12 protein-coding genes are annotated in these 11,827 nt (G+C 75.1%); 6 read left to right on the forward strand and 6 right to left on the reverse strand.

The genetic code is table 11. From position 1 onward, the window contains the following. Positions 1-50: 50 nt before the first annotated feature. On the reverse strand, positions 51-671 hold the full coding sequence (locus MNZ39_RS08185; RefSeq protein ID WP_242337230.1) for an OsmC family protein: 621 nt from the start codon (positions 669-671) through the stop codon (positions 51-53). 273 nt (positions 672-944) lie between these two features. On the opposite strand from MNZ39_RS08185, the gene MNZ39_RS24330 reads away from it, so the two are divergent. Both MNZ39_RS24330 and MNZ39_RS08205 read left to right on the forward strand, forming a co-directional pair. Then, positions 945-2,915, forward strand: a complete 1,971-nt coding sequence (locus tag MNZ39_RS24330; RefSeq protein ID WP_255821235.1) for a sigma 54-interacting transcriptional regulator — start codon at positions 945-947, stop codon at positions 2,913-2,915. 106 nt (positions 2,916-3,021) lie between these two features. Further along, positions 3,022-3,441 carry an antibiotic biosynthesis monooxygenase gene (locus tag MNZ39_RS08205; protein ID WP_242337232.1) on the forward strand — a complete coding sequence of 140 codons (420 nt, stop codon included), beginning with the start codon at positions 3,022-3,024 and terminating at the stop codon, positions 3,439-3,441. A 51-nt stretch (positions 3,442-3,492) separates the two neighbouring features. On the opposite strand, the gene MNZ39_RS08210 is transcribed toward MNZ39_RS08205, so the two are convergent. Beyond that, entirely contained in the window at positions 3,493-4,629 is a 1,137-nt protein-coding gene (locus tag MNZ39_RS08210) for a DUF4382 domain-containing protein (RefSeq protein ID WP_242337234.1), read from the reverse strand. Positions 4,630-4,818: 189 nt separating this feature from the next. Between MNZ39_RS08210 and MNZ39_RS08215 the strand changes: the two genes are divergently transcribed. Continuing rightward, on the forward strand, positions 4,819-5,925 hold the full coding sequence (locus MNZ39_RS08215; RefSeq protein WP_242337236.1) for a hotdog domain-containing protein: 1,107 nt from the start codon (positions 4,819-4,821) through the stop codon (positions 5,923-5,925). Between the two features lie 37 nt (positions 5,926-5,962). Here the strand turns inward: MNZ39_RS08215 and MNZ39_RS08220 are convergent, their stop codons facing one another. Then, positions 5,963-6,811, reverse strand: a complete 849-nt coding sequence (locus MNZ39_RS08220; RefSeq protein WP_242337238.1) for a DUF6544 family protein — start codon at positions 6,809-6,811, stop codon at positions 5,963-5,965. Between the two features lie 137 nt (positions 6,812-6,948). Further along, entirely contained in the window at positions 6,949-8,112 is a 1,164-nt protein-coding gene (locus tag MNZ39_RS08225; protein WP_242337240.1) for a pyridoxal phosphate-dependent aminotransferase, read from the reverse strand. A gap of 98 nt (positions 8,113-8,210) precedes the next feature. On the opposite strand from MNZ39_RS08225, the gene MNZ39_RS08230 reads away from it, so the two are divergent. Then, positions 8,211-8,465: a hypothetical protein gene (locus MNZ39_RS08230; RefSeq protein ID WP_242337242.1), complete on the forward strand. Its 255-nt coding sequence runs from the start codon at positions 8,211-8,213 to the stop codon at positions 8,463-8,465. A 147-nt stretch (positions 8,466-8,612) separates the two neighbouring features. After that, positions 8,613-9,962 carry an MEDS domain-containing protein gene (locus tag MNZ39_RS08235; protein ID WP_242337244.1) on the forward strand — a complete coding sequence of 450 codons (1,350 nt, stop codon included), beginning with the start codon at positions 8,613-8,615 and terminating at the stop codon, positions 9,960-9,962. An 81-nt stretch (positions 9,963-10,043) separates the two neighbouring features. On the opposite strand, the gene MNZ39_RS24685 is transcribed toward MNZ39_RS08235, so the two are convergent. After that, positions 10,044-10,853, reverse strand: coding sequence for an IPT/TIG domain-containing protein (locus MNZ39_RS24685; protein WP_277956972.1), 810 nt, complete (start codon positions 10,851-10,853; stop codon positions 10,044-10,046). Between the two features lie 281 nt (positions 10,854-11,134). Here MNZ39_RS24685 and MNZ39_RS08245 point away from each other — a divergent pair, with 281 nt between their 5' ends. Further along, positions 11,135-11,338 carry a hypothetical protein gene (locus tag MNZ39_RS08245; RefSeq protein ID WP_242337246.1) on the forward strand — a complete coding sequence of 68 codons (204 nt, stop codon included), beginning with the start codon at positions 11,135-11,137 and terminating at the stop codon, positions 11,336-11,338. A gap of 60 nt (positions 11,339-11,398) precedes the next feature. Here the strand turns inward: MNZ39_RS08245 and MNZ39_RS08250 are convergent, their stop codons facing one another. Further along, a complete protein-coding gene (locus MNZ39_RS08250) occupies positions 11,399-11,656 on the reverse strand; it encodes a hypothetical protein (RefSeq protein WP_242337248.1) in 258 nt (85 codons plus the stop codon). Positions 11,657-11,827: the final 171 nt, after the last annotated feature.

Raw genomic sequence — 11,827 nt, forward strand, 5'->3', positions numbered from 1 at the left:
GCCGCCGGCGGGCGCGCGTCGCGCGTCGGCCGGCGGTCCCCATCGGCACTTCACGCTGCGTTCACCGAGACCGCGACCGGGACGCCGTTCGTCAGCACGTCGTAGACCGCCGAGCGGGCCCGCGACTGCGCGACGATCTCCTCGAGCTTCGCCGCCGGCGCGTCGCCCTTGATCCGGAAGCTCACGCGGAGCTGGCGGTAGCCGTTGCGGACCTCCGCCGAGAGCCCGAGGATCCCACGCAGGTCGATGTCGCCCTCGACGGTGGACTCGACCTCGTAGAGGGTCACGCCGCGCGCCGCGGCGATGTTGGCGATCCCTGCCGTGAGGCAGGCCGCGATCGCGTGGAGCAGGAACTCGACCGGGGTCGGCCCCTGGTCGCGCCCGGTGAGGACGGCCGGGTGATCGGCGTCGTAGCTGAACTCGCGCGCGTGCGCGTGCTCGCCGCCCGCGCCGCTGAACCCTTCGATGCGGGTCCGGCTGTGGGTGCCCTGCTGCCAGTGGTTCGTCGCCCGGAACTGGAAGCTCCCGAGCTCGGGCTGCTGCTTCACCGCCCCGATGGTCGCGAAGAGCGTCGGCGTGTCCACGCCGTTCATCGGCACGGGCGTGCGGGAAGGCCGCTTCATCGTCGTGGCGGTCTGCGTCGTGGGGGTCTGCATCGTGGGCGTCTCCATCGTCGTTCTCCGTCGCCCGGTGGACCGGCCATCGGTCTCGCTCGCTGGGCACGGAGGGGAATCGCAGGCGCCGTGCCACGCCGGACTCCGGACCGACACCACGGGAATCCGCTGGGTTCCGGGCGTGGCCGGCCCGGCGGGGTCGCGGCGAGACCTCGTCGTGGACGAGATCTCGCCGCGCACCGCGACGGGCTTTCATCCGGGCGCGCCGCCTCGGCCTCGCTATGTTCCGGGCGCGGCGCGGCGCCGCGGACCGTCGCCGCGGAGCCGGACATGGAGCACGGGATCGGGGAGCGGCGGATCGACGAGGAGCTCGCCCTGCGCGCCGTCGTCGAGGGGACCGCCTCGGCGACGGGGCAGGAGTTCTACCGGGCGCTCGTCAGGAACCTCGCGCGCGCCCTCGACACCTGCGGCGCATGGCTCACCGAGTACGACGAGCGCCGCAGGTGGCTGCGCGCGCTCGCGTTCTGGTTCGACGGGCGATGGGTGGAGGGCCACGAGTACGCGATCGCCGGCACGGCGTGCGAGACGGCGGTGCGCGAGCGACGCGTCGTCCACGTCCCCGATCGCGTGACCGAGCTGTACCCCGAGGTGAAGTCCCCCCTCCCCGGGGCCGTGAGCTACCTCGGCGTTCCCCTCCTCGACCCCGACGACCGCGTGCTCGGCCACCTGGCGGTCGTGGACACCCGGCCCATGCCCGCCGAGAAGCGGCTCCTCCCGCTCTTCCGGATCTTCGCGAACCGCGCGCTCGCGGAGATGCGGCGCGTCCGCGTCGAGCAGGATCTGCGCGAGCGCCAGGAGAAGCTCGCCGGGCTCATCGGCAGCGCGATGGACGGGATCGTGGAGCTCGACGGAGACCTGTGCATCACGCTCATGAACGCCGCCGCCGAGAAGGTGTTCGGCTGCGCCGCCGGCGGGCTGCACGGGCGGCCGGCGGACGAGCTCCTGGGCGGCCCCGCGACGGCGAGGCTCCGCGCGCTGACCGGCGAGCTCGAGCGGCGAACGGGCGGCGAGCGCGCCCTGTGGATCCCGGGCGACCTCGTGGCCGAGCCGCCGGGGCGGAAGCCCTTCCCGGCCGAGGCGACGCTCTCGCGGTTCGAGGTGCGGGGGCGGCCGTTCTACACGCTCATCCTGAGGAACGTGGACGAGCGCCTCGAGGCGGAGCGGAGGATCCGCGCGCTGAGCGCGGAGGCGGCCTACCTCCGCGAGGAGCTCGCGGCCGAGCACGGGTTCCACGAGATCGTGGGCAGGAGCCCGGCGCTGCGCCGGGCGCTCCAGGGCGTCGCGCAGGTCGCGGCGACGGACGCGACGGTGCTCCTCCTCGGCGAGACGGGCACCGGCAAGGAGCTCTTCGCCCGGGCCATCCACGAGCGGAGCGCCCGGCGCGGCCGTCCCCTCGTGAAGGTGAACTGCGCGGCGATCCCCGCCACCCTCATCGAGAGCGAGTTCTTCGGGCACGAGCGCGGCGCGTTCACCGGCGCGACGCAGCGGCGGGACGGCCGGTTCGTGCTCGCCGACGGCGGGACGATCTTCCTCGACGAGATCGGCGAGCTCCCCCTGGAGCTGCAGGGCAAGCTCCTGCGGGTCCTGCAGGAGGGAGAGCTCGAGCCGGTGGGGAGCTCGCGCACGCGCAAGGTGGACGTGCGCGTCATCGCCGCGACGAACCGGGACCTGGAGCGGTCCGCCCGCGAGGGCGGGTTCCGGCAGGATCTCTTCTACCGGCTGAGCGTCTTCCCGCTCCCGCTCCCGCCGCTGCGCGAGCGCGGTGACGACGTCGTGCTGCTCGCCGCAGCGATGGCGGAGCAGCTCGCCCGCGGCCTCGGGCGGAGCATCGCCCCGCCCGACGCGGCGGACGCCGCCGCCCTCAGGTCGTATCCCTGGCCCGGGAACGTGCGGGAGCTGCGGAACGTGATCGAGCGGGCGATCATCACCTCCCCCGACGGCCGGCTCCACCTGGACCGGGCGCTGCCCGAGCCGGACGTCGCGACGCCGTCGAGCGGCGCGGCGGCGCCGGAGCGGGTCGACGGCGAGGTCCTGACCGACCAGCGCGTGCGCGCGATCGAGCGCGGGAACATGATCGCCGCGCTCGAGCGGTCCGGCTGGCGCGTCGGGGGCAGGGGCGGCGCCGCGTCGCTCCTCGGCGTGAGCCCCTCCACGCTCAAGTCCCGCATGAAGGCGCTCGAGATCGCCCGCCCCGACGAGCGGGGCGCTCCGGCCTCCGAGACGGGTCGTCACCCGGTGTGACGAAAGAGGGGCAGCGCGCGGTCCGTGCGTGCACCCGAGAGGCGTGGGTGCACGGCCCTCGGCCGCGACATGATCGCGCGCGCTCGTCCACCGAAGGAGGCCCGCCGTGCGCGCCATCTCCCTCTCGCTGCTGCTCCTCGCGATCTCCTGCGCGGCCCCGGCTGCGCGGCCCGCTCCGAAGGCCGGGCTGGGCGCCGCCGCTCCGGCCGGCGCCCGCGTCGCCCGCGTCTGGCACGGCCGCACCCCTGCCGCCCGCGCCGACGAGTACGCGGCGTACGCCTCCGAGGCGGTCCGGAAGTTCCGCCAGATCCCGGGAAACCTCGGCTACGCCATGTACCGGGAGGACGGACCTTCGGAGTCGCACTTCATGGTCGTGAGCTACTGGGCGTCGCGCGAGGCCATCCACGCGTACGCGGGGGAGGACATCTCGCGAACGCGCGCGCTGCCGCGCGACGCGGAGTTCCTCATCGACCCGGAGCCCACCGTGCACAACTACGACATCGTCGCCGCCGACCCGGCGCCGTGACGCACGGAGGGGCCCGCGCCGGATCCGGCGCGAGCCCCCGTCCGCTCCACCCTATGGCAGGACGAGATCGGCGGTGGCCGTCCCGGCCGCCGGGACGCTGGCGCTCACGGGCGCGCTCACCGTGACCGTCTCGTTGCCGTCGGCGTCCACGGTCCGGCGGCTGGCGAGGACCGTGTAAGCCGCCGCGGGCAGGGACGAGACGGAGTAGCTCTCCACCCCGCCGGCGACCGCGCCGGGCGCCGTGCGCACGATGAGCTCCCTGGGCGAGCCGCCCGCGTCGAGGCTCTGGCGCACCTCCACCTCGTCGGCCTGCGACACGCTCGCGGCGGGCGAGATGCCGCCCGAGAGCGTCCCCACCTGCGAGGCCTGCTCGAACGCCGCGTCCCAGGCCACGACGGCCGTCGGCCCCGTGATCGCGATCGCGCCGCTCGCACGCGGCGCGTACGCCGCCGCCCCGACCACCGGCTGGCTCACGACGTAGTAGGTCCCGCCCGCGTCCAGCAGATCGAGGACGTACGTTCCGTCGGCGCCGGTGAGCGCGGCGCGCACGATCGAGGGCTGGCCCGTCGCGGACAGCGCCTGCGCGGTGACGAGCACGCCGGGGAGGCCCGCGCCGCTCGCGGCGTCGGTGAGCTTGCCTTCGACCGCTCCGGTCGCGAGCACGTCCACGGCGCGCACGGTGGGCCGCAGGATGAACTTCTCCGAGGCCCCCGTCTCGTGGACGAAGACCGACCGGTGGGCGTCGAGGTCGACGACGACGTCGCGGGTGGTGTTCGGCGCGACCTCGAAGTTCACGGTGAGCTTCACGCCCGACTGCTGGCCGGACGGGACGGTGAGGTCGTGGACGCTTCCGTCCGCGAGCGTGACCGTGTTCCGGGGGCCGAGCACGAGGCGCAGCTGCGTGTACCTGCCGGCGGGGATGGTCGCGCCGTCGACGAGCGTGGCGCTCACGCCGCCGGTGAGGGAGAGGAGATCGACCTGGGCGTCGGGCGTGCCGAGCACGATCCAGTCACCGCCGTCGGCGTGGATCTCCACCCGCCGGACCTCGAGGTCGAGCGCCTGATAATCGCCGGGCGCGTCGACCAGGCGCACGCGGACCGCGCCGCTGCCGCTGCTCGAGCCGCAGGCGGAGAGCGCGCTGACGAGCGCAGCCACGACTCCGAGCTTCCAGAACTTTCGAGACGACATCGTCTGTGTGCCTCCTGGCCTGTGTGTGAGCGAAGGTGCGTCCGAACTGGCGCTCGCCCGCCCGAAGCAACATGCGGCGAGCCGACAAATTCGCGTGTCCCTCGATGGGCCCGTGCGCCCGCCCGGTCGCATCCATCAGGTTCGGGCCGCGCGCGCTGCGGGGCGAGGCGAGCCATGATGGAGAGCGACATGACCCCCAAGGACACGGATCTCGCCCTGACGCTGCCCCTCTCCCGGGAGCCGTCCCTGAAGCGCCGCTACAAGGTCGTGGACGAGCCGCTCCACGGCAACCTGCGCTTCGGGCTGCTCCTTGAGGTCCTCGACAAGCTCGCCGAGGAGGCTGCGCTCGCGTACGCGCGGCGCGCCCACCCGCAGGCGCGGGTCGTCACGGCGGCGGTGGACAACATCCTCGTGCGGAACCCGGCCGACGTGGAGCGCGACCTCGACCTCGTCGCGCGGGTGAACCACGTCGGCCGGACCTCCATGGAGGTGGGCATCCGCGTGACGCAGCCGGGCCTCGCGGGCGAGGCGCCGCTCCACGTCGCCTCCTGCTACTTCACGATGGTCGCCCGGATCGGCGAGGGCGACGAGGCGAAGAGCGTGCCGCTGCCGCCGCTCGACTACGAGGACGAGCTCACGCGGCGCCGGGCGCGCCGCGCGGAGGAGCGCCGGGACGAGTACCGGCGCTACGTCGCGGCCTCGCAGGAGCCGCCGAGCCACGAGGAGTTCGAGCTGCTCGACCGGCTCCACCGGGAGCAGGAGCGGCCCGGGTTCACCGGGCTCCTCTCCGCGCGGCTCGTCACCGACGCCTGGGAGCGCATGTTCCCCGAGCAGGAGAACGTGCCCCGGAAGATCTTCGGCGGCTACCTCATGCGCCGCGCCTACGAGCTCTCCTCGATCTGCGCGGAGCTCGCGGCGCCGGATCGGCCGGTGCTGGCGGCCGTGAACCGGGTGAACTTCCTGAACCCCGTGCGGCTCGGCGACACGCTGCACTTCTCCAGCCGCGTCGTGCACACGGCGGGGAGCCTCGTGTCGGTGGAGGCCAGCATCGAGCGGCGGAGCCGCGACCGGAGCGTGCGCGCGATCTCGAACTCGTGCCTGTTCACGTTCGTGAACGTGGACCGCGAGATGTGCCAGCGCGACGTGCCGCCCGTCTACCCGACCACGTTCGGCGAGGACGCCCGCCTCCTCGCGGCGCGGAGACAGCAGCTCGCCCTCTCTCGCCACGCGGGGCGGGGGTGGATCGCCGGCGCCCGCGAGCGCGGGCCGGCGGCGGACGGCCGTCAGACCGAGTGACCCCGGCGCGAGCCGCCGGACTCGCGGCGCGCGGCCCTCAGCCCGGGAACGCCTCGGGCCGATCGAGCTCGAGCTCGTCGACGGAGAACCGGGCGTACGGCTCCGTGCGCCCCCTCACGTGCCAGGAGGCCTCGAGCCGGAACGGCACCCGCATCCCGTCGATCACGCGATAGCCGCTGCACTCGCCGGTCCAGGGCGTGAGCACCGGCTCGCCGTCCACGTCGCGGTAGCGCTCTGCGGTGATGCGGGAGGGGACACCGTTCGCGTCGAAGTGGAAGTCGACGGCGACCTCGAGGCCGCGGACGCGCAGGATCGCCCGCGCCCGCGTGTCGTCGATGGGCGCCCACCGCACGTGGCGCGCGTCCAGGAAGGCGGTCGGGAACCAGACCATCTCCGCGAGGAGCCGCTGCAGCGAGGCCTCGCCCACCTCGCGGCCCCGCACGTCGGCGAGCTTCCAGCACGACGCGAGCATGATCCGCATGCCCCCCTCGCCCGCGAGCGAGCGATCGCGCGCGTCGATCCAGAGCCCGGCCCCCGTGCGCACGCGGCCCCACCAGACGAAGCCGGGCGGATCGCTCGCGAAGTACTGCACTCCGCGGATCGCGAGCCACGGACGGTCGAAGCGCGGCCGGAAGGTGCCTCCGTGGCGGAGACGCGCGGCGCGGACCGGCGCGTGGCTCGCCGCGCCGGACGCCTCCGCGTACCGCCGAACCGGCGGCGGCAGCGCCTCGAGCGCGGTGCGCCGCTCCGGCCCCGAGCTCTCCTGCGTCCAGAGCGCGTGCGCCTCGCGCGCGATGCGCCGGTTGAAGCGCTTCCCCTGCACAGCCACCACGAGCCCCAGCCCTCCGGCGGCGAGCGCGGCGATCCCCATCGACCTGCGCAACATGCTCTGGCTCCTCTCCCCGGCATGCTCTCCGATCGCTCGGCGCGCCGCACGGTCGCCTTCTGGAGTGAGCCGTGGTGAGGAACCTGAGCGGAGCGCGGGCGCCGGCGCGGAAGACCGCTCCGCACGGGGCGGGGCGCTCAGCGCCCGAGCACCGCGCTCAGCCGGGCGAGCGCGTCGGCGAGCGCGTCCGGAGGCACGGCCGTGAAGCAGAGCCGCACCCAGCTCTCGTAGTCCCGCCCGCACGCCGGCCCGGGCGTGAGGAGCACGCCCGCCTCCAGGCACCGCTCCAGGAAGCCGGGCAGCCCTTCACCCGGCGCGAACGCCTTCGCCGCATCGAAGAAGAGGAACGTCCCCGCCTCGGGGGGCGGGATGCCGACGGCGGCCGCGGCGGCGCGACCGGCGGCGGCGTACGCGGCGCGGGCCTCGGCGAGCCAGGCGTCGCCCCCGTCGAGCGCGGCGGCCGCGGCGAACTGCATGGGACGCGCGGCGCAGTAGCTCTCGTGGAACTGGAGCGCCCGTATGGCGCGCATCGCCTCTGGCGGGCCGTGGGTGTAGCCGATGCGCGCCCCGGCGAGCGCGTGGCTCTTCGAGAGCGTGTGGGTGACGACGGTGCGCCCCGCGAGGTCGGGGCGGCGCCACAGCGGCCGGTGCTCCCCGGCGTGCACCAGGTCCTCGTAGGCCTCGTCCGCGATCACCCACAGGTCGTGCCGGCGCGCCACTGCCGCGATGGCCTCGGCGACGGCGTCGGGGAGCAGCCGCCCGGTGGGGTTGTTGGGGGCGTTCACGTAGATGGCCGCGGTGCGCGGCCCGATCGCCCGCTCGAGCGCGGCCTCCGGATCGAAGCCCGGCTCCGCGAAGCGCGTGAAGAACGGGACCTCCACGCTGGTGCACCCGTGGGAGATGGCGATCCCGCGGATGAGCGGCCAGAACGGGGACGGCACGACGAGCTCGTCGCCGGGCGAGAGGAGCGCCCCGACCACGATGGCGAGCCCGGTGGTCGCGCCGGGCATCACCTGCAGGCAGGCCGGATCCACCTCGACGCCGTGGCGCGACGCGAGCCGGCGGAGGATCGCGGCGAGCAGCGCGGGCTCTCCCTGGACCGGAGCGTAGCCGTGGAGCCGCGGGTGCGCGTCGGCGCGCTGCGCCTCGGCGCGCGCGGCGGGGAGCGGATCGAGCCACGTGTCGCCGACGTGGAGGGGATGGACCGGCCCGGGCCGCTCGCGCGCCCGGGCGGCGAGCGCGCTGTAGACGTCGTGGGACAGGCTGGCGACGACTGGGGCGACGCGGGGGTGGCGCGGCATCGGGCTCCTCGGGCGCGTTTCCACTCCCATACACCGGCGGACGCACCGGCGCGCGGGCCCTTGCGCGCAGAGGCACGCCCGTCGATCATCCGCGACGCATGGGCATCGGCCGCGTCGAGCTCCTCGTCGTCCTCCTCACCGCGCTCGCGGCGATCTCGGTCGCCTGGTTCGCCCGGAGCGGGCGCTGGCGCCAGCGCCGATTCGTCCCGCTCACGATCGCCTTGCTCAGCGCGTACGCGCTCCTCGCCCGCCGGCTCGGCTGGGGCGAGCTGCTCGTGCTGGCGGTGCTCGTCGTTCCGCTCGTGTTCCTCCCCGCGCGCCTCGTCCGCCCGGGCAGCGGCTCCCGCGGCTGACGCGCTGGATCTCCGCGAGCGCCGCGGGCCCCGCCGCGCCGGCGTCGCGCGCATCTCCCGTTCGGGCGACGCTCCGCCGAGCTACGTGAGACCCCGCCGCCCCCTCAGGAGTTGCGGCACCTCGGCGCGAGCCGTAGGAGCCGATGGATGCACGCCTCCACCGACAGCGGGATCGACGGCTTCGGCCGGCTGCGGTGGGGCAGCCACGTCTGCCTCTTCCATCGGACCGCGCGAGAGCTCGGGGACGTCCTCGTCCCCTTCCTGCGCCGGGGGCTCGAGCAGGGGGAGCGCTGCGTCTGGGTGACGGCGGCGCCGCTCGAGGCGGACGCCGCGCGGCGTGCCCTCGCCGCGGCGGTGCCCGATCTCGGCGCGCGGGAGGCGCGCGGGCAGCTCGAGATCCTCGAGCACGAGCGCTGGTACCGCGCGGCGGGCGGCGACGACGGCGCGCGGGTCGTGCAGAGCTGGCTCGTGCGCGAGGAGGCGGCCCGCCGCGCGGGGTTCACCGGGCTCCGCGTCGCCGGCAGCGCGGGCCCGGAGGGCGCGTGCGGCGCCCCGGGCTTCCTGGAGTATGAGGCGCGCGTGAGCGCCGCCTTCGCGCGGCGCAGGCTGCTCGCGCTGTGCAGCTACGGGCTCGACGGCTGCGACGCCGGCACGGCGCTCGAGGTCGTGCGCTACCACGATCGGACCCTCTCGCTCCGCGGCGGAGCCTGCGAGGTCATCGCTCCCGGGCGGGCGCGCGCCGGCGAGGAGCCGCTCGAGCGGCGCGCCGCCGTGCTCGAGGCCGCGCTCCGCGCGCGAGAGGAGCTCATCGTCGTCGCCTCGCACGAGCTCCGCACCCCCATGGCGTCGCTGCAGCTCCTCGTCGACTCGCTGCTCCGCGCGCGCGAGCGGACGAATCGCTCCGCGGAGGACGAGCACCGCCGGCTCGAGCGCGCGGCGGCCCAGTGCCAGCGGATCGCACGGCTGCTCGACGATCTCCTCCACGTGTCCCGACCCGGCCAGCGCGCGGAGGTCGTCCCTTCCGACGCGGATCTGTCGGCGATCGCCCGCGAGGTCGCGGAGCGGATGCAGGAGCCGCTCGCCCGCGTCGGCTGCGCGCTCACGCTGTCGGTCCCCGCCGCGACGCCGGGCCGCTGGGACAGGCTCCGCCTCGAGCAGGTGCTCACGAACCTGCTCGCGAACGCCGCGCGGCACGCGGGCGGAGGTCCGGTCGAGCTCTCCATCGCCGCGAGCGCCGCCGGCCCCGTCGTGTCGGTCCGCGATCACGGCCCCGGCGTGCCGCCGGAGGCGCGGACCCGCGTGTTCGCCCGCTACGCGCAGCTCGAGGGCGGTCGCCGCCTCGGCGGCGTGGGCGTGGGGCTGTGGGTCGTCCGGCGCATCGTCGAGGCACACGGAGGGCGCGTGGAGATCCGCGACACGCCGGGAGGCGGCGCGACGTTCCTCGTGACGCTGCCGTGGGACGCGGCGCGCCAGGAGGCGGGCGCCGCCGCGAGCTGATGACGAGACGCGCGTGCCCGGCCCGCTCGCGGGCGGGCCGGGGCGCGCGTCATCGACCGCGGTCGAGCGGTCGCCAGCCGACTAGAAGGCGTACCCGCAGATGACGGTCACCTTGGCGGCGTACGCCTCGGGCTGCGTGGCGAACTCGCCGATCCAGGCCAGGCCGTCCGCGCTCGGATACGTTCCGACGAGCGTGCCGAGACGATCCGAGCGGGCGCCGCCGGAGAGCGCCTTCTTGCCGCTCGGGCACGTGGTCGTGATCTGCTGCGTCGTCAGCGTGCTCGGGTTCACGAACACGGAGCGGGAGAGGATCTGGTAGCCGGAGACGCCGTTCGCGCCCTGCGGACCCGCCGGTCCCATCGGCCCGATCTGGCCGGCCGGCCCGGTCTCGCCCTGCGGCCCCGCCGGCCCCATCGGCCCGACGAAGCCGCGCGGCCCCTCCGGTCCGGTCGCTCCCTGCGGCCCCGTGAGCCCCTGGGGTCCCATGTCACCGCGCGGCCCCTGCGGCCCCTGCGGCCCCGTCGCGCCCTGCGGCCCGGCCGGTCCGGCCGGCCCGGCGGGCCCGGCGGGCCCCTGCGCTCCCTCGGCGCCGATCGTCACGTCCATCGTCGCGCTCGCGTTTCCCGGCGCCTGCACCACGGTGAGCCGGTAGGTGCCCGGGGGCATTCCCTGCGGCAGCGCCGCCACGACGTCGGTGGGCGAGTGGCTCTTCACGTCGAGGACGGTCCTGCCGACGAGGACCGTCGCGGCCTGGGCGCCGAAGCCCTGCCCCTTCACGAACAGCATGCCGGTGCCGAGATCCGCGTCGGCGCGCGTGATCTCGACCTTGCCCTGCTGGGCAAGCGCCGCCTGCGCTGACAGCGCGAGCACGAGCGCTACGATCGTCTTCATGGTGAGCCCCTCCCCGGCCGAATCACGGTCGGTGACGCGTACTGTCCGACGATCGCGCGTCGCTTTTCCATGTCCCCAAAGGGCCTGTGAACAGGACACCTCCACGCGTCCACATTTCACACACCGTCTACACGCCCGTTGCGCTCACACGCCTACAGCGTCGCTCACTCGGGGTGAACGACGCCGGGCGCGCGCCGCCGCGGCGCGGCGCCTCCCCGCGCCACCCTCGGCTGCGCGATCCCGCCCTCCTCGCTATGCTGCCCGGGGGCGGGAGGAACGGCATGGCGGGACAGGGATCGACGGGCAACGTGATCGCGGCGCTGGCGAGCTTCTTCATCCCGGGGCTCGGTCAGCTCATCCAGGGACGCCCGCTCCTCGCGCTCGTGATGTTCGTGCTCGCCGGCCTGCTCTGGCTCGTGTTCCTCGGGTGGATCGTCCACCTCTGGTCGATCATCGACGCCGCGCGCTTCAGGCCGCGCGGGTGAGCCACAGCGCAGGCAGCCGGCGTTCGCCGCGGCAGGGGAAAGCCCTGGCGGACAGCGCAATCACGCCTCGGCGGGCGCCCCGCCCACCGTGCGGAGCATGCCCCGGAACTGCTGGAGGAGCCGCATCACGCCGTCGCCGAGGTCCACCGCCTGTCCGCGGTCGTCGGCCTCGCGCAGGATCGCGGCGACCCGCTCGAGCGCGTCGGCCAGGTCCACGAGCGAGGAGGGGACGCGGAGCACGCCCTCCGCGTGGCGGAACCGCACGAGCTCGAGCTCGATGAGGCTCGCGAGGAGGCCGGGGTCGCGGATCTCGATCATGGTGCTGCTCGACAAGCTGGCAGCGGCCCCGCACCGCGCAACCCGACGCTCCAGGGGACGTCCCCTCGGGGCGGAGCCGTGACGCACCTCGCGAGGCGAAGGGGCTCGCCCTCCGTCCCACCGAGCGGGCGCACGCACCGGCGCCCACCCTTGCGTACGGAATGCGCAGAG

Origin of the sequence: Anaeromyxobacter sp. SG66 (assembly GCF_022690805.1) — a bacterium.
GTDB lineage: Bacteria > Myxococcota > Myxococcia > Myxococcales > Anaeromyxobacteraceae > Anaeromyxobacter > Anaeromyxobacter soli.